The sequence below is a fragment of the Clostridium sp. OM05-9 genome (genome assembly GCF_003481465.1).
Classification (GTDB): Bacteria; Bacillota; Clostridia; order Lachnospirales; family Lachnospiraceae; genus Coprococcus; species Coprococcus ammoniilyticus.
Genome location: NZ_QULF01000002.1, coordinates 173,530 through 191,239, shown reverse-complemented (window position 1 = coordinate 191,239; position 17,710 = coordinate 173,530). Strand labels below are relative to the sequence as shown.

General features: G+C 40.7%; 16 protein-coding genes. 1 reads left to right on the top strand and 15 read right to left on the bottom strand.

What is annotated here, in order from left to right; all coding sequences use genetic code 11:
• Positions 1–6: 6 nt before the first annotated feature.
• The 6 genes from gpmI to gap form a co-directional block, all read right to left on the bottom strand.
• Complete coding sequence (gene gpmI, locus DXB77_RS03920) at positions 7–1,551, bottom strand: 2,3-bisphosphoglycerate-independent phosphoglycerate mutase (protein ID WP_118614974.1); 1,545 nt, start codon at positions 1,549–1,551, stop codon at positions 7–9.
• 17 nt (positions 1,552–1,568) lie between these two features.
• A complete protein-coding gene (locus DXB77_RS03915; protein WP_117807624.1) occupies positions 1,569–2,402 on the bottom strand; it encodes an ABC transporter ATP-binding protein in 834 nt (277 codons plus the stop codon).
• Positions 2,403–2,412: 10 nt separating this feature from the next.
• Positions 2,413–3,186 (bottom strand): ABC transporter permease, encoded by a 774-nt coding sequence (locus DXB77_RS03910; protein ID WP_117807625.1) that lies wholly within the window; start codon positions 3,184–3,186, stop codon positions 2,413–2,415.
• 259 nt (positions 3,187–3,445) lie between these two features.
• Positions 3,446–4,198 carry a triose-phosphate isomerase gene (tpiA, locus tag DXB77_RS03905; RefSeq protein WP_021943782.1) on the bottom strand — a complete coding sequence of 251 codons (753 nt, stop codon included), beginning with the start codon at positions 4,196–4,198 and terminating at the stop codon, positions 3,446–3,448.
• Positions 4,199–4,276: 78 nt separating this feature from the next.
• Positions 4,277–5,488: a phosphoglycerate kinase gene (locus DXB77_RS03900; RefSeq protein ID WP_117807626.1), complete on the bottom strand. Its 1,212-nt coding sequence runs from the start codon at positions 5,486–5,488 to the stop codon at positions 4,277–4,279.
• Positions 5,489–5,634: 146 nt separating this feature from the next.
• Entirely contained in the window at positions 5,635–6,672 is a 1,038-nt protein-coding gene (gene gap / locus DXB77_RS03895; RefSeq protein ID WP_021943780.1) for a type I glyceraldehyde-3-phosphate dehydrogenase, read from the bottom strand.
• Between the two features lie 414 nt (positions 6,673–7,086).
• On the opposite strand from gap, the gene DXB77_RS03890 reads away from it, so the two are divergent.
• Positions 7,087–7,902 (top strand): histidinol-phosphatase HisJ family protein, encoded by an 816-nt coding sequence (locus DXB77_RS03890; RefSeq protein WP_118662702.1) that lies wholly within the window; start codon positions 7,087–7,089, stop codon positions 7,900–7,902.
• Between the two features lie 102 nt (positions 7,903–8,004).
• Here the strand turns inward: DXB77_RS03890 and mnmA are convergent, their stop codons facing one another.
• The 9 genes from mnmA to DXB77_RS03845 form a co-directional block, all read right to left on the bottom strand.
• Positions 8,005–9,093, bottom strand: a complete 1,089-nt coding sequence (gene mnmA / locus DXB77_RS03885; protein ID WP_118662791.1) for a tRNA 2-thiouridine(34) synthase MnmA — start codon at positions 9,091–9,093, stop codon at positions 8,005–8,007.
• Between the two features lie 75 nt (positions 9,094–9,168).
• Positions 9,169–9,609 carry a Fe-S cluster assembly scaffold protein NifU gene (nifU, locus tag DXB77_RS03880; protein WP_118662701.1) on the bottom strand — a complete coding sequence of 147 codons (441 nt, stop codon included), beginning with the start codon at positions 9,607–9,609 and terminating at the stop codon, positions 9,169–9,171.
• Between the two features lie 99 nt (positions 9,610–9,708).
• Positions 9,709–10,896, bottom strand: a complete 1,188-nt coding sequence (nifS, locus tag DXB77_RS03875) for a cysteine desulfurase NifS (protein ID WP_118662700.1) — start codon at positions 10,894–10,896, stop codon at positions 9,709–9,711.
• Positions 10,897–11,026: 130 nt separating this feature from the next.
• The gene (locus DXB77_RS03870; protein WP_118662699.1) at positions 11,027–12,550 is read right to left on the bottom strand and encodes an MATE family efflux transporter; all 1,524 of its coding nucleotides are present in this window, start codon (positions 12,548–12,550) and stop codon (positions 11,027–11,029) included.
• Between the two features lie 245 nt (positions 12,551–12,795).
• Positions 12,796–13,857, bottom strand: coding sequence for an electron transfer flavoprotein subunit alpha/FixB family protein (locus DXB77_RS03865; protein WP_118662698.1), 1,062 nt, complete (start codon positions 13,855–13,857; stop codon positions 12,796–12,798).
• A 27-nt stretch (positions 13,858–13,884) separates the two neighbouring features.
• Entirely contained in the window at positions 13,885–14,670 is a 786-nt protein-coding gene (locus DXB77_RS03860; protein WP_008400713.1) for an electron transfer flavoprotein subunit beta/FixA family protein, read from the bottom strand.
• Positions 14,671–14,686: 16 nt separating this feature from the next.
• On the bottom strand, positions 14,687–15,853 hold the full coding sequence (locus DXB77_RS03855; RefSeq protein WP_008400712.1) for an acyl-CoA dehydrogenase: 1,167 nt from the start codon (positions 15,851–15,853) through the stop codon (positions 14,687–14,689).
• Positions 15,854–15,889: 36 nt separating this feature from the next.
• Positions 15,890–16,762 carry a 3-hydroxyacyl-CoA dehydrogenase NAD-binding domain-containing protein gene (locus DXB77_RS03850; RefSeq protein WP_117822690.1) on the bottom strand — a complete coding sequence of 291 codons (873 nt, stop codon included), beginning with the start codon at positions 16,760–16,762 and terminating at the stop codon, positions 15,890–15,892.
• Positions 16,763–16,913: 151 nt separating this feature from the next.
• Entirely contained in the window at positions 16,914–17,705 is a 792-nt protein-coding gene (locus DXB77_RS03845) for an enoyl-CoA hydratase-related protein (RefSeq protein WP_008400710.1), read from the bottom strand.
• Positions 17,706–17,710: the final 5 nt, after the last annotated feature.

Sequence of the window (17,710 nt, the reverse complement as noted above, 5' to 3'; positions counted from 1 at the left end):
CTTTCATTATTTCTTGATAAGAAGTGATTTACCTGTCATTTCCTTAGGCTGTGGAAGTTCCATGATCTCAAGAAGTGTTGGAGCGATATCTGCAAGACATCCACCTTCTCTTAAACCATAGCCCTCATCATAATTTACAAGTACGAATGGTACCGGATTTGTTGTGTGGGCTGTATGTGGTTCACCAGTTTCATAATTGATCATCTGCTCAGCATTACCGTGGTCTGCACAGATAAATAATACACCATCTGCCTTCTTAACTGCCTCAACTGCCTTTCCTACGCAGGCATCAACAGTCTCAACTGCCTTGATCGCTGCAGGGATCACGCCTGTATGACCTACCATATCAGGATTTGCAAAGTTAATAATGATCACATCGTATTTATCAGAACCGATAGCATCTACCAGCTTCTCACATACTTCCGGAGCACTCATTTCAGGCTGGAGATCATATGTTGCAACCGCAGGGGACTTAACAAGGATTCTGTCTTCGTTCTTATTTGGTTCTTCTACGCCTCCATTAAAGAAGAACGTAACATGTGCATACTTCTCTGTCTCTGCAATACGAACCTGTGTCTTACCATTCGCTGCAAGGTACTCACCAAATGTATTGTCGATTTCTTCTTTCTTGAATGCAACGATCTTGTTTGGTATAGACTCATCATAATCTTTGAAGCATACATATACCAATGGAAATCTTCCGTCTGGTCTGTTGAATCCGTCAAAATCGTCACAGCAGAATGCTCTGGTGATCTCTCTTGCTCTGTCTGGTCTGAAGTTAAAGAAAATAACGGAATCATTTGGCTTTACAAGTGATACCGGCTTACCATTCTCTGTAATAACGGTAGGAAGGATAAACTCATCATATACTTCCTTGTCATAAGATGCCTGTACTGCAGCAACAGGATCTTCTGCCTGTACACCCTCACCTGTTACAAGTGACTTATATGCAAGTTCAACACGATCCCATCTGTTATCACGATCCATAGCATAATAACGACCGGAAAGGGATGCAACCTTACCTACACCAATCTTCTTCATCTCTGCGATCAGTTCCTCTAAGAAGCCCTTTCCTGATGCTGGAGCTGTATCTCTGCCATCGAAGAATGGATGAACATATACATTTTCAAAATTATGTTTCTTACATAACTCAAGAATTGCATACAGATGTGTATTATGGCTGTGTACACCACCACTGGATAATAGTCCCCATACATGAAGATCGGAATTGTTCTTCTTACAGTTCTCGATTGCTTCTAACATCTCTGCATTCTCAAAGAAATCGCCATCCTGAATGGACTTTGTAATTCTTGTTAATTCCTGATATATAATTCTTCCTGCACCGATATTCATATGACCAACTTCTGAGTTACCCATCTGTCCGTCCGGAAGTCCAACTGCAAGACCGGAAGCAGCACCCTTTACATAAGGATATTCAGCCTTAAGCTGATCCATAACAGGTGTATTTGCCAGTGCGATTGCATTGCCTTCTGTCTTGTCACTAATTCCATAACCATCAAGTACCATTAAAACTACAGGTTTTTTACTCATTATTTTTCTCCTTTTAATTATTTTTCTTTCTTATCAGCAGCCTTTTCCTCATCTGCCTTTTTTTCAGAAGCCTTTTTTCCAGCATCTGCTTTTTTCTTCTTTGGCTTAGCAGGAATCGCGATCATTTTCGTATATTCCTCTGATATTGTATCAATATCGCCAATGGATTTCAATGTTCCATGATCCAGGATCATTGCTTTATTACAGATCCGTCGTACCTGTTCCAGAGAATGCGAAACAAATAATACTGTTGTTCCGCCTTCCATAAGCTGCATGATCTTCGCTTCACTCTTCTTCTTAAATCTGGCATCACCCACGGATAATACTTCATCCAGAATCAGAATATCCGGATTTGCAATCGTTGCAATTGAAAATCCCAATTTTGATTTCATACCAGATGAATAATTCTTGATTGGGACATCAATAAAACGACCAAGCTCCGAAAACTCAACGATTTCATCATACTTTTCTTCCAGATAACTCTTGGAATATCCAAGCACTGTACCATACAAAAAAATATTTTCCTTTCCAGTATACTGTGCGTCAAAGCCTGCTCCTAATTCCAGCAACGGAACAACCTTTCCATGCTTGATCACATGTCCTTCTGTTGGCTTATATACACCGGAAATAACCTTTAAAAGGGTACTCTTTCCTGCACCATTTAAGCCGAGGATTCCCAGCCTGTCACCCTTGTCCAATGAAAAGCTGACATGCTTTAATGACCAGAATTCATCATAACTGATCTGTCGTTTTATTGATTTAATTATATACTCTTTAATATTGTCAACCTTTTCACTGCTCAGGTTGAACTTCATGCTTACATCATCAACGATCAATGCTTCCTTGCCCATGTCTGTCTCCTTAAATATGAAGAATAAATTCGTCCTGTTTCTTATAGAATGTATACGTTCCGATCAAGATTGCAAAAACAGAGAAAACGAACGCATATAACATATAATTCCAGTTTAACGGATCACCCAGAAAACATGCTCTAAAATTATGGATAACGCAATATAACGGATTATATTTTAACAGCCAGCTAAATCCACTCTTTAATAATCTCTGTGGATAATAGAAAATCGCACATGTATACATAATGATCATCAATACAACATCCCACAAATATTCCATATCACGGAAGAATACCGTAACCGTCGCAAGTACCATGCCTACTCCAAATGTAATCATCAGAAGCAGAATAAGCGGAAGGATAACCAGTAATAATGACCAGGTTGGCTTCACATGACAAAATACCATCAATGGGATCATAACAATCAGCGAAATCAAAAATATAATATAGTTAAATAATACGGAAGACATCGGATACAGATACTTCGGAACATATACTTTCTTGATCATACCTGCATTTGACCGTATCGATTTTGCACAGGCTTTTGTTCCGCTGCTGAAAAATGAATATAACAGACGACCGCTCAAAATATAAACCGGGAAGGTTTTATTGCTGTTATCAAATAACGTTCCAAATACGATCGTCAATACGATCGTTGTCAAAATAGGCTCCAGCAAAGACCATAAGATTCCAAGATATGAACGCCTGTACTTTAACTTAATACCTTTTTTTACCAGTTCCTCAAGCAGATATCTTCTGCTCCAGAATGTCTTTAAATATTCCATAGTCAATTCCTTTTCTGCGTATTTGTTCAAAAATCGTTTGAATTATATCACAGTTATACATAATCGTCAACGAAGTATACTTTTCGTAAATGTACAAAAAAATCCCACAAATCTATTCATTTCGTATGAATAATAGAATAACAAAAAATACCGCGGACACCAGGCAGTCATATTATTGGTCACCCGATCCCTCACGGTATCTTTTTTACCAGATCATTTTCCTGATTTTACAGATTCAATATGAAATCCGGCATTAAAATTACTTATTGTAGTTTACGATCTTTCCAAAGTCAGCCTTCAGTGAAGCACCACCTACAAGTCCACCATCAATGTCAGGCTTTGCAAGAAGCTCTGCTGCATTACCAGCGTTCATAGATCCACCATACTGGATTCTTACAGCTTCTGCTGTGTCTGTATCATATACTTCAGCGATGCAGTCACGGATTGCCTTACATACTTCCTGTGCCTGATCGGATGTAGCAGTCTTGCCTGTTCCGATAGCCCAGATTGGCTCATAGGCGATTACCATGTTCTTAACCTGATCTGCTGTGATATCTTTCAGATCACTCTTGATCTGAAGACGGATGAAGTCAAGTGTGATACCCATTTCTCTCTGCTCTAATGACTCACCACAGCAAAGGATAGGTGTAAGACCTGCTTCAAATGCCTTCTTAACTTTCTTATTTAAGAGACAGTCACACTCTTTGAAGTAGTCACGACGCTCTGAATGTCCGATGATGACATACTTAACACCGGCGTCAACTAACATTTCTGCTGATATCTCACCTGTGTATGCACCCTTTTCTTCGAAGTACATGTTCTCAGCACCAACTTCTACATTTGTGCCTTTAACAGCTTCTACTACAGGTACAATATCAATTGCAGGTACGCAGTATACAACATCTACGTCATCATTTGCAACTAATGGCTTTAACTCTTCACATAATTTTACAGCCTGGCTTGGAGTCATGTTCATCTTCCAGTTACCAGCGATGATTTTCTTTCTTGACATGTCTTTTATCTCCTTGAAAATATTATTTTCATTATCTGTATATTCTTCCATCCGATCCAGATGGAGCATGTACATAATTTATTTGTCGTTTGCAGCAGCAACACCTGGAAGTTCCTTACCCTCTAAGAATTCAAGGGAAGCTCCACCACCTGTTGAGATGTGGCTCATCTTAGAACCATATCCTAACTGGTTAACAGCAGCAGCAGAATCACCACCACCGATGATAGTTGTAGCATCTGTCTCAGCAAGAGCAGCAGCTACAGCCTTTGTACCAGCAGCAAGTGTAGGATTCTCGAATACACCCATAGGTCCATTCCATACAACTGTCTTAGCTGTCTTAACAGCATCTGCATATAATTCGATTGTCTTAGGTCCGATATCACAGCCCTCTTTGTCTGCTGACATCTTGTCTGCATCAAAGATCTCTGTTTCAACCGGAGCATCGATTGGATTAGGGAAATCGTCGATCATAACGGAATCAACCGGAAGTAATAACTTCTTACCAAGTTTCTCAGCCTTTTCCATCATTTCCTTACAGTAGTCGATCTTAGATTCGTCAACTAATGACTTACCGATCTCATATCCCTTTGCCTTTAAGAATGTATACGCCATACCACCACCGATGATCAGTGTATCGCACTTCTCAAGTAAGTTAGAGATAACATTTAACTTGTCTGCAACTTTTGCTCCACCAAGGATAGCTACGAATGGTCTTACCGGATTCTCTACTGCATTTCCAAGGAAGTCGATCTCCTTCTGCATTAAGTATCCAACAACCGCTGTATCAACAAGACCTGCAACACCTACATTTGAGCAGTGAGCTCTGTGAGCTGTACCAAATGCATCATTTACAAATACATCACAGATAGAAGCAAGATCCTTAGAGAATGCTTCACCGTTCTTTGTCTCTTCCGGTCTGAAACGTGTGTTCTCAAGTAAGATAACTTCGCCATCTTTCATAGCTGCTACAGCTTCTCTTACCTTTGGTCCAACAACTTCAGGCTCAGCAACAAACTTAACTTCCTGTCCAAGAAGCTCTGAAAGTCTTACCGCAACCGGTGCAAGAGTCTTTGTCTTCTTATCTTCTTCTGTCTTAACCTTGCCAAGGTGTGAGCAAAGAATAACCTTTCCACCATCAGCAATTAATTTCTTGATTGTAGGAAGTGCTGCTACAAGACGGTTCTCGTCTGTGATCTTACCTTCCTTTAATGGTACATTAAAGTCACATCTGCAAAGGACACGCTGTCCCTTTACATTAATATCATCTACTGATTTTTTGTTTAATGACATTACTATTAAACCTCCTGATTTTTATACTTTTATCTTCATATTTGTTACAGAACGCAAATACATCTCTGTAAAAGAAATATAGGGCCCGGTCCATGAAGACCGGACCCCTTGTAAGGTCAAATTAATTACTACAATTTGTCAGTCAATTATGCTAACTCTGCGAAGTACTTAATTGTTCTAACCATCTGGCTTGTGTATGAGTTCTCATTATCATACCATGATACAACCTGAACCTCATATAAGTCATCAGCGATCTTTGATACCATTGTCTGAGTTGAATCAAATAATGAACCATATCTCATACCGATTACATCTGATGAAACGATAGGATCTGTGTTGTAACCGAATGACTCTGATGCAGCAGCCTTCATTGCAGCGTTGATTCCATCAACTGTTACGTCAGCACCCTTAACAACTGCTGTAAGGATTGTTGTTGAACCTGTTGGAACTGGAACTCTCTGAGCTGATCCGATTAACTTACCATTTAACTCTGGGATAACAAGACCGATAGCCTTAGCAGCACCTGTTGAGTTAGGAACGATATTAGCAGCACCTGCTCTTGCTCTTCTTAAGTCTCCCTTTCTGTGTGGTCCGTCAAGAATCATCTGATCGCCTGTGTAAGCGTGGATTGTTGACATGATACCTGACTGGATTGGAGCATAATCATTAAGAGCTTTAGCCATTGGTGCAAGACAGTTTGTTGTACATGAAGCAGCTGAGATAATCTGATCCTCTGCTGTTAATGTATCCTGGTTAACTGAAAATACGATAGTCTTAAGATCATTTCCTGCTGGAGCTGAGATAACAACCTTCTTAGCACCTGCATTGATGTGAGCCATTGACTTTTCCTTTGAGCAGTAGAAACCAGTACACTCAAGAACTACATCAACACCAATCTTACCCCAAGGAAGATTGTTTGCATCTGCTTCCTTGTAGATTGTAAGTGTCTTACCATCAACTGTGATTGTGTTAGCCTCATCATCAGCTGAAACTGTATGAAGGTTCTCACCAATCTTACCACAGTAACCACCCTGTGCTGTATCGTACTTGAGAAGATCTGCAAGCATTGAAGGCTTTGTTAAATCGTTGATTGCAACAACTTCATATCCTTCTGCTCCGAACATCTGTCTGAATGCGAGACGACCAATACGTCCAAAACCATTGATTGCTACTTTTACTGCCATTTTTTATTCCTCCTAAGTTTTGAATAATAAAAGTATTTATAATATACTGCAAAGCGCAGTAATTAATCGTGCTATTCACACAACAAAATCATACCTAATTTGTGTGTAAATTTCAAGTCTTTCTCAAAAAAAAATTGTCCAATTCACGCAAAAATAAACAAACACTATATTGCAAAATGTACAAAGAATCAACTTTTTATGATATTTTCATATTTATTTCAACCATTTAACCCTTTTTTCGAAATATTTCACACATGATTCTTGTGTTGCCGATATATACTTCTTTTGTAAGATTTTTTCTTATCTTCTGTTCGTATTCACTATTTTTCAGTTCCTGCAGGTGTGTTTTGTTTCCTGACGTGCTATAATAATATCAATTTCACAACGTTAACATCCAACAGGAGGTTTTTACATATGAAGCTTTGCGATCATCATTTACATTCTGAATTTTCCGATGATTCTGAAACAAAACTTACAGATATTGCTGAACAGGCACTGTACCTCGGCATGTCTGAGATCTGTATTACAGATCATCATGATATTGATTATCCAAAAGACGAGGAAGGTCATACCTTTCTGTTAGATACAAGCCGGTATATTTCTGCTGTAAGAAAGTTGCAGGAACAGTACAAGGATAAACTTACAATCCGCCTCGGTGTCGAACTCGGTCTGATGTCTCATATCGCAGACAAGATCATTGCTTACACAGATAAATATCATGATTTTGACTTTATTATAGGTTCTTCTCATCTTGTATATGGCAAGGATCCCTACTATCCCGCTTACTATGAAGGACGTTCGGAAAAAGAAGCACTGCTGGAATATTTTGAATCCATTCTTGCAAATGTACAGACCTTTGATAATTATTCCATATACGGTCATCTGGACTATGCCGTCCGTTATTGCCCATCCGGCGAAGCAGCCTTCCGCTTTTCTGATTATGGAGATGTCTTTGAAGCAATTCTGAAAACAATCATCGAACATGGGAAGGGCATCGAGATCAATACCGGAAGTCTGTATAAGAACATGACCTATGCACATCCGCATCCTGAAATCCTGAAGCTATACAAAGAACTTGGCGGTGAGATCATCACCATCGGAAGTGATGCCCATGTTCCAAAATACATTGGCTATGATTTTGAAACCTATGCCAGAGACATCCTGACCGCCACAGGCTTCCACTATTACTGCACCTTTGAACAGATGAAGCCTGTATTTCATAAATTATAAGAGGACTAGAACGGAAGTGTCTTGCGTAATAATAGGTGAGTATGTGGCAGAACAATAATATTTTTTTAAATAATAGCATCCACACCAGCGTCATTTTTACCCCTATCGTATAATCTCTTTTATTGTACCGCCTCCGACGATATAGTCATTTTCGTAAAAAACAACCGCCTGTCCTTTGGTCGCTGCCCGGACCGGTTCGTCAAATACAACACGAACCTTGGCATCATCCAACATATAAATTCTGCATGGCACACCCTTATGTGCATACCGGATCTTTCCGATCACCTGCATACCATCTTCCGGATGCTCGACAGACATAAAATTGGTCTTATCTGCAATCAGCTCTTTTGAAAATGTATCTGCATTTTCTCCGATCACCACTTCATTTGTCTCCGGGATAATATCCACAACAAATACCGGGTGTCCCATTGCAAGTCCAAGTCCCTTCCGTTGTCCGATTGTATAATGGATTATCCCTTTATGTGTACCAAGGACTTTTCCATTCATATCTACAAAATTTCCCGGTACTGCCTTTAAGCCCTCTTCCCGTTCCAGATATCCGGCATAATCACCATCCAGTACAAAACAGATATCCTGACTGTCCGGTTTATTTGCTACCTGGATACCGATATCTGCGGCAATCTGCCGGATCTGTGTCTTATTATATTCTCCAACCGGCATCAACGTCTTTGATAACTGATCCTGTGTCAGATTATAAAGTGCATAGGTCTGATCCTTCTCGATTCCTTTTGCCACGTGTAAGGTATATCTGCCATTTGGAAGCTGTTCCACTCTTGCATAGTGTCCGGTAGCAATGTAGTCTCCACCGATACTTAACGACCTCCTTAACAGCGACTCCCATTTTACATACCGATTACATGCAATACAGGGATTCGGAGTTCTTCCATTCCGGTATTCATCTACAAAATAGTCAATGACGTATTTTCGGAAATCTTCTTTAAAGTTCATTACATAATAAGGAATCTCAAGCTGTGCAGCTACTCGCCTCGCATCATCTACCGCCGACAAGCCACAGCAACCGCCATGCTCACTAATCTGATCTGCATCCTCATCCTGCCAGATCTGCATGGTCACACCAATCACGTTATATCCCTGTTCTTTTAAAAGATATGCGGCTACAGAAGAATCCACGCCTCCTGACATACCGACACATACTGTCTTTTTATCCATCTTATCTTCCTTCCTGCAATTCCTGTTTGCAGTATAGAACCGGATTTCTCCGGCTGTCAAGTATACAAATACTGTTTAATCATCCAATTCTCTCACCATCCGGTCTTCAATATCCTGTACCGGCCTTATAAGTCCCGGAATCTCGATCCCATGTTTTTCTGCATAGTCCCACAAAGCTGCATGCAGTGTTTCTTCTGCAAGCAAAGAACAATGTTCTTTTTCCGGAGGAAGTCCATCCAATGCTTCCATAACCGCTTTATTTGTAAGCTTCATTGCCTCGGTAACTGTTTTTCCTTTAATCATCTCCGTTGCCATGGAGCTGGATGCTACTGCAGCTCCACATCCATAGGTCTTAAATTTACAGTCTATGATCACCTGCTCCTCATTAATTTTCAGATACAACCGCATCATATCCCCGCATTTAGCATTTCCGACCGTACCGACACCGGAGGCATCCTCGATCTCACCGACATTTCTTGGATTCTGGAAATGATCGATCACTTTATCACTGTACATATCATTCTCCTTCACATTTGAGGCGTTTTATCTCATGCATTTCACAACTGCACTGTTATATTCACTCCGACCGAATCTGATCTTTCATTTTTAACAATCTTACTGTATATGATTTTTCTTGACATAATCCTCATATAACGGTGACATATTCCGTAGATTTGTAATGATCCGTTTCAGATTATCGACAACCGTATCCATTTCTTCTTTCGTATTCTCATATCCAAGGGTTAATCTCAGAGAACCATGTGCGATCTCATGCGGAAGTCCGATCGCAAGCAGCACATGAGAAGGATCAACAGAACCCGATGTGCAGGCAGAGCCGCTGGATGCACAGATACCCGCCATATCAAGCATGATCAGAATGGATTCTCCCTCCACGAACTGAAAGCTGATATTGACATTATTTGGCAGTCGTTTCTTTGAATGTCCATTCAGTCTGGTATACGGGATCTCCTTCAATATCCGTTCGATCAGATAATCTCTGAGCTCCGTCTCCTTTTTCATCCGTTCTTCCATTTCTGCCATTGCAATCTCACACGCTTTTGCAATACCTACGATTCCCGGTACATTTTCTGTACCGGCTCTGCGTCCCCGCTCCTGCTGGCCACCATGAATAAAGCTCTTTAACTTTAAACCTTTTTTGATATATAAAAAACCAATTCCCTTTGGCCCGTTAAACTTATGTCCGCTCGCACTTAACATATCAATGTTCATTTTATCTACGTGAATCGGGATCTGTCCAAATGCCTGAACTGCATCCGTATGAAACAAAATACCGTGTCTGTGTGCGATCTCTCCAATCTCTTTTATTGGTTCAATCGTTCCAATCTCATTATTTGCAAACATGATCGAGATCAAAAAAGTATCCGGCCGGATGGCCGCCTCAAGTGTATTCAGATCAACCAATCCATTTTCATCTACATCCAGATAAGTTACATCATACCCTCTATTCTGCAGATACTTGCAGGTATGCAGGATAGCATGATGCTCGATTTTTGTTGTAATGATATGTCCCCCATGTACTCCATAGGCTTCTGCCGTACATTTTAATGCCCAGTTATCAGACTCAGAACCACCGGCTGTAAAATAAATCTCTTCCGGCTTTGCACCAAGTGCTCCGGCTATCATCTCTCTTGCCTCTGTCAGTTTATTTTTATTATTTGCCGCAAATCCATAAACACTGGATGGATTTCCGAATTTATCGGTAAAATATGGCAGCATTTCTTTTAAAACGTCCGGATGAACTGCCGTCGTTGCTGCATGATCGAGATAGATCAAATCACTCATTTCATTTCCTTCTTTCTGATTCTTTATGTACCATATCTATATCCCGAACCGTCGTTTTCTATTGATCCTTTATGAAACATTCTGCTATTTTATAGAATATGCCATTTTATGACAAATGTTCTGCTTATACCTATACTGTTTTCACAGAATTCTTTAAAGGATCGATAATCTTCTTTTTTGTCTGTAACGCCATGGCGATCGAAAGAATAACACTGACAACCTCCGCAATCGGGAAGGACAACCATACCAGTTCCAGATTACGCGTAAATTTTGCAAATGCATAGGCAACCGGAAGCAGAACGATCAACTGTCTGGCAAGGGATACGATCAGACTGTACACACCTTTACCAAGTGCCTGGAACATACCGGAGCATACAATACAGATTCCTGCAAACAGGAATGAAATACTCATCGTACGAAGTGCCGGAATACCAATCGCCATCATATCCTCCTGTGCATCAAATACCTTAAGAATTAGGTCCGGAATCACCTGCATCGCAGTCAGACATAGCAGCATGAAACAGATTGCAGCCATCATTGTATATTTAACAGCTTTGAGCATTCGATCCGGCTGTTTTGCTCCGTAATTATATGATACTATCGGGATCATACCATTATTTAGACCAAAAACCGGCATAAATGCCATGCTCTGTACTTTATAGAAAATACCAAACACTGAAACTGCGATCGGCGTAAATGTAAATAGAATACGGTTAAATCCATATGTCATTACCGAGCCTACCGCAACCATCGCAATAGAAGGAACTGCAATGGAAAGAATCCTTCCGATCACATCACCTTCCGGACGGAAGCCTTTCAATGATAACTGGATATCCGGATTCTTTTTCAGATTATAATAGATTGCAAGTAATGCCGCAATACACTGTCCGATAACCGTTGCTATTGCCGCACCTGCAGCACCCATTGCCGGAAGTCCAAAATATCCAAAGATCATAATCGGATCAAGTATAATATTGATAATAGCTCCAAGTGCCTGTGTCTTCATTGTGTAAAGCGTCCGACCTGTCGACTGTAACATACGTTCAAATGTCATCTGTGCAAAGATACCAAAGGAACAGATACAGCAGATACGTCCATAATCTACTCCATAATCAATGATCTTTGCAACATCCGTCTGACTCTTCATAAATGCTTCGATACCAAATAAACCGATCAATAAGAAAATTGCAAATCCAATAAGTTCCAGAAAGATCCCCTGCCCGGCTGCATCATTTGCTTTTTTCTGATTTTTTTCACCAAGGGATTTGGAGATCAATGCATTAAAACCGACACCGAGACCGGAGGTCACTCCGATCATAAGATTCTGTAACGGAAATATCGTCGATACTGCCGTCAGTGCATCCTGATCAAAATGCGATACAAATACACTGTCGACTACATTATAAAGTGCCTGTACCAACATTGAAATTACCATTGGAAGTGATACTGAAATCAACAACTTCCCCATCGGCATGGTTCCCATCTTATTTTCTCTTGCAGTATTTTCTGTTCTGCTTTCTTCACACGCATCTGTCATTTTTACATTCTTACTGTCGTCTGTCAATTTTGTGTTGTTAGCTTCTGTTTTTAACAGCTGCTCTTCCTGGCTTAATTCTTCTCGTTTCAATTCTTCATGTTTTTCATACTTACTCATTTGTCTCTTCAACCTTATTCTTCTTTTATCTAACTGTCATTTGTCTTTTTCACAACAGTATTTATCATACAGCATTGTTTTTATTGTTTCAACAGAAAAATATGTAATAGGACACACCCTTTTGTGCGTGAAAGAACATTCTCATGTTCTTTCATGCCCCATCTCGCCTGTCGGCCCATTTACACACAAACTGCCGGGTATAAAACCCGGCAGTTCGAAATGTTCATTTTCAATTATAAACTGAATTACTTGTTAGCAAGCTCAGCCTTGATTGCTTCTGTAAGAGCAGGAACGATCTTGTTCAGATCTCCAACAACACCATAATCAGCTACATCAAAGATAGGAGCATCCTCATCCTTGTTGATAGCGATGATGATATCTGACTCTTCCATACCGGCTACATGCTGGATCGCACCTGAAATACCAATTGCGAAGTATACCTGTGGACGAACTGTCTTACCAGTCTGACCAACCTGAAGCTCCTTTGGCTTCCAGCCTGAATCTACAACTGCACGTGAGCATGATACCTGTCCGCCAAGTACTTCTGCAAGATCATCAAGAAGCTTGAAGTTCTCTGCTGAACCAACACCACGACCACCTGAAACAAGGATCTTAGCGTCCATGATATCTTTGATATCTGAAACAGCCTTTGAGATTTCAAGGATCTCAACATACTTGTTGTTTGGAGTAAATCCAGGATTGTACTCAATCACTTCTGCCTTCTTGCCAGCTACTCTGTCAAGCTTCTGCATAACGCCCGGACGTACTGTTGCCATCTGAGGACGATTATCAGGACATGCGATTGTAGCGATTGTGTTACCACCGAATGCAGGACGTGTCATAAGAAGCTGATTGTGCTTCTGCTCCTGATTTGGAAGTGCAACAAGAGGGAAATCACCGATTTCAAGTAATGTACAGTCTGCTGTAAGACCTGTAGCTACTCTTGCTGATACTGTAGGACCAAGATCACGACCAATAGCCGTAGCACCAACCAAAACGATCTCTGGCTTATACTCATTGATAACTGAAGCAAGTGCATGTGCATATGGCTCAGTTCTGTATTCTTTTAATTCTGGATCATCAACAACGATAACTCTGTCTGCACCGTACTCTGCAAGTTCGTCTACAAGATCCTTTACGTCGGAACCGATCAGGACTGCTGTAACCTTTTCATTAAGCTTATCTGCAAGTCTCTTTCCTTCACCGATTAATTCAAATGAAATACCACTTAACTTATTATCTACCTGCTGTGCAAAGACAAATACGCCTTTGTAGTTCTTCATATCTTCTGCGTTCATTGCGCCCATTTTATTCACCACTTTTCCTTTACTATATTAGATTACATGCTTATCTTTTAACTTGCCAACAATATAGCTAACTGCTTCATCTGGAGAATCAGGTACAACCTTCTCGCCTGCACCCTTTCTTACCTTATCAGAAGCCTTTGCAATCTTTGTTGGTGAACCTTTCAGACCAAGGTTTGAATCATCAACATCTACAAGGTCTGCTCTGCCAAGTGTTGTGATCTCTGCATTAACTGCATCGAAGATTCCACCTGGAGTCATGTATCTAGGCTCATTTAACTCTGAAAGTGCTGTTACAAGGCAAGGCATCTTAGCCTTTAACATATGATATCCATCATCATACTGACGCTTAACGATTACGGAATCTCCGTCAACCTTGATTTCCTGTGCATATGAAATAACTGGAATTCCAAGATGCTCAGCGATCTGTGGTCCAACCTGAGCTGTATCTCCATCGATAGCCTGACGACCTGTAATAATAAGATCATAATCAAGCTTTCTGAGTGCTCCTGCGATTGTTGTTGATGTAGCCCATGTATCAGCTCCACCAAGAACACGATCTGTTACAAGAACGCCCTTGTCAGCGCCCATAGCGATTGCTTCCTGAAGAACATCTGCAGCCTTTGGAAGACCCATTGTAAGAACTGTAACTTCTGCTCCATACTGATCCTTTAATCTAAGTGCAGCTTCAAGACCTGCCTTATCATCAGGGTTCATGATTGTAAGCATTGCTCCTCTGTTTAATGTACCATCTGGGTTAAACTGAACGCCACCCTTTGTATCAGGTACCTGCTTTATACAAACTATAACCTTCACGTTAAGTACCTCCTAATTATTTTAATAAGTTTGCAGAAATAACCATACGCTGAACTTCTGAAGTTCCTTCGTAGATTTCTGTAATCTTAGCATCACGCATCATACGTTCTACATCATACTCTTTGATATAACCATAACCACCGTGTAACTGTACGCACTTTGTTGTTACTTCCATAGCTACTTCTGCAGCATACAGCTTAGCCATAGCAGCTTCTACAGAGTATGAAGTCTTGTGATCAGCCTGGTACTGCTCTTTCTTCTTAGCTGCCTTGTATACCAGTAACTTAGCTGCTTCAACCTTTGTTGCAAGATCAGCAAGTACAAACTGAGTATTCTGGAACTGAGCGATTGAACGACCAAACTGCTTTCTTTCCTTAACATAGTCGATTGTGATATCAAGAGCACCCTCAGCAATACCAAGAGCCTGAGCTGCGATACCAATACGACCACCATCAAGTGTATGCATTGCAATACCAAATCCCTTGCCCTTCTGTCCGAGAAGTGCATCCTTAGGAATACGACAATCTGTGAAGATAAGTTCATATGTGGATGAACCACAGATACCCATCTTGTTTTCTTTTGTTCCGAATGTAAATCCCGGAGTGCCTTTTTCTACGATAAATGCTGAAATCTCTTTCTGCTTTCTACCACGTTTTTCAATTGTACCTGTAACTGCAATGATAATATATACATCTGCTTCTTTACCATTTGTAATGAAACACTTAGATCCGTTAAGAACCCACTCATCACCATCAAGAACAGCCTTTGTCTGCTGACCCTGTGCATCTGTACCAGCACCCGGCTCTGTAAGACCAAATGCGCCAAGCTTTCTACCGGAAGCAAGATCTGGGAGGTACTTAGCTTTCTGATCTGGTGTACCGTATGTCTGGATTGGATCTACACACAGAGATGTATGTGCGGAAACAATAACACCAGTAGTACCACAAACCTTTGAAAGTTCCTCAACACACATAACATATGTTAAAGGATCACAACCCTGTCCACCATCTTCCTTAGAAACAGGTATTCCTAAGAAACCATACTTTGCCATCTTCTCTACTGTCTCTCTAGGGAATCTGTGATTTTCATCAATTTCCTGAGCAAGAGGCTTTACTTCATTCTGCGCAAATTCTCTGAATAAGTTCTGCGCCATTTCATACTTCTTGTCTAAAGCGAAATCCATTCTATTTCTTCCTCCATAAATATATTTATCAGTCAATTACTGAGCATCAACTGGTGTCTTTGTGCGGTCAGCATTGTATACATAGAATCCCTTACCACTCTTAACACCAAGGTTGCCGCCACGTACCATCTTACGAAGTAATGGACATGCACGATACTTGCTGTCGCCTGTCTCGTTATAGAGTACATCCATAATAGCAAGACAGATATCAAGGCCAACGAAATCACCTAATTCAAGAGGTCCCATTGGATGATTTGCACCAAGTTTCATAGCTGAATCGATACCAGCGATATCTGACACACCTTCCATCTTGATAAATGCAGCTTCATTGATCATTGGGATCAGGATTCTGTTTACAACAAATCCGGCAGCTTCATTTACCTGTACAGGTGTCTTACCGATCTCTTCTGAGATCTTAACGATCTTATCAACAGTCTCTGCCGGTGTGTTAACACCTGCGATAACTTCGATAAGCTTCATTCTGTCAGCTGGATTGAAGAAGTGCATACCGATCATAGGACGGGTAAGACCATTTCCAATCTCAGTGATGGAAAGTGAAGATGTATTTGATGCAAATACACACTCTGGCTTGCAGATCTTGTCAAGCTCAGAAAATGTTGTCTTCTTAACTTCCATATTCTCGAAAGCAGCCTCTACGATAAGGTCGCAATCTGCGCATAAGTCTTCCTTAAGACCTGGAGTGATGCTGGCAAGAATACCATCAACCTTCTCCTGTGTCATCTTTCCTTTTTCAACAAGTCTGGCATAACCTTTAGCGATCTTGTCCTTACCGCCTTCAGCCCATTCCTGCTTAATGTCGCAAAGTGCTACTTCATATCCATCAACCTGAGCGAATGCCTTAGCAATTCCCTGACCCATGGTTCCTGCACCAATAACGCCAACTTTCATTTTAATATCCTCCTAAAAATTATTTTTAAGCAAACATGAGAAATTCATATACGTTTCGTTTGACATGCTCACTTTGGTATATCAAACATTTAGGATGGTTGATTTCGATTTCAAAATAACCACCCTAAACGTCAATATCAAGATTGTTGATTTATTTATTCTGGAAAGGAACAACCTTTAATTTCTTTTCCTTATCTTTCTCAAGGAAGTTGCCCATTCCTGCCTTCTGATCCTCTGTCTCGAAGCAATCGCCGAATAATTTCTCTTCTACAACGATTGCCTGATCCATATCAACCTGTAATCCATCATTGATTGCTTTCTTACAGTTACGAACTGCAATCGGAGCATTTGCTGCGATGATAGAAGCCATCTTCTTAGCTGCCGGTAATAACTCCTCTAATGGATATACAGCATTTACAAGACCGATTCTGTATGCTTCATCAGCTTTGATATTTCTTGCTGTGTAGATCAGCTGCTTTGCCATTCCTGCACCTACAAGACGGGCAAGTCTCTGGGTTCCACCAAATCCAGGTGTGATTCCAAGGCCAACTTCAGGCTGACCAAATACTGCGTTCTCAGAACAGATTCTGATATCACAGCTCATGGAGATCTCACATCCACCACCAAGTGCAAATCCATTTACGGCTGCGATTACAGGGATTGGGAATGTCTCGATCATGCGGAATACGTCATTACCCTTTTTACCGAAAGCTTCGCCTTCAGCCTTTGTAAGTGTTGACATCTCTCCGATATCTGCACCTGCTACAAATGATTTCTCTCCTGCACCGGTAAGTACAAGACATCTTGTTGTATTCAGGTCAACAGCTTTGAATGTTGCATCCAGTTCTTCAAGAACTGTGCTGTTTAATGCGTTTAATGCCTTTGGACGATTAATAGTGATAACACCAACAAATCCGTCCTGTTCATATGTTACAAATTCCATCGTTT

Excerpts from the sequence above, each read along its gene's own strand:
- nifU (WP_118662701.1), bottom strand. The coding sequence starts at position 9,609 with ATGTACAGTGATAAAGTGATCGATCATTTCCAGAATCCAAGAAATGTC.
- mnmA (WP_118662791.1), bottom strand. The coding sequence starts at position 9,093 with ATGGATAAAAAGACAGTATGTGTCGGTATGTCAGGAGGCGTGGATTCT.
- DXB77_RS03915 (WP_117807624.1), bottom strand. The coding sequence starts at position 2,402 with ATGGGCAAGGAAGCATTGATCGTTGATGATGTAAGCATGAAGTTCAAC.
- DXB77_RS03850 (WP_117822690.1), bottom strand. The coding sequence starts at position 16,762 with ATGAAAGTTGGCGTTATTGGTGCAGGAACCATGGGTCAGGGAATTGCT.
- DXB77_RS03910 (WP_117807625.1), bottom strand. The coding sequence starts at position 3,186 with ATGGAATATTTAAAGACATTCTGGAGCAGAAGATATCTGCTTGAGGAA.
- DXB77_RS03870 (WP_118662699.1), bottom strand. The coding sequence starts at position 12,550 with ATGAGTAAGTATGAAAAACATGAAGAATTGAAACGAGAAGAATTAAGC.
- DXB77_RS03845 (WP_008400710.1), bottom strand. The coding sequence starts at position 17,705 with ATGGAATTTGTAACATATGAACAGGACGGATTTGTTGGTGTTATCACT.
- gpmI (WP_118614974.1), bottom strand. The coding sequence starts at position 1,551 with ATGAGTAAAAAACCTGTAGTTTTAATGGTACTTGATGGTTATGGAATT.
- DXB77_RS03890 (WP_118662702.1), top strand. The coding sequence starts at position 7,087 with ATGAAGCTTTGCGATCATCATTTACATTCTGAATTTTCCGATGATTCT.
- DXB77_RS03865 (WP_118662698.1), bottom strand. The coding sequence starts at position 13,857 with ATGGGCGCAATGAACGCAGAAGATATGAAGAACTACAAAGGCGTATTT.
- tpiA (WP_021943782.1), bottom strand. The coding sequence starts at position 4,198 with ATGTCAAGAAAGAAAATCATCGCTGGTAACTGGAAGATGAACATGACT.
- nifS (WP_118662700.1), bottom strand. The coding sequence starts at position 10,896 with ATGAGTGATTTGATCTATCTCGATCATGCAGCAACGACGGCAGTTCAT.
- DXB77_RS03855 (WP_008400712.1), bottom strand. The coding sequence starts at position 15,853 with ATGGATTTCGCTTTAGACAAGAAGTATGAAATGGCGCAGAACTTATTC.
- gap (WP_021943780.1), bottom strand. The coding sequence starts at position 6,672 with ATGGCAGTAAAAGTAGCAATCAATGGTTTTGGACGTATTGGTCGTCTC.
- DXB77_RS03900 (WP_117807626.1), bottom strand. The coding sequence starts at position 5,488 with ATGTCATTAAACAAAAAATCAGTAGATGATATTAATGTAAAGGGACAG.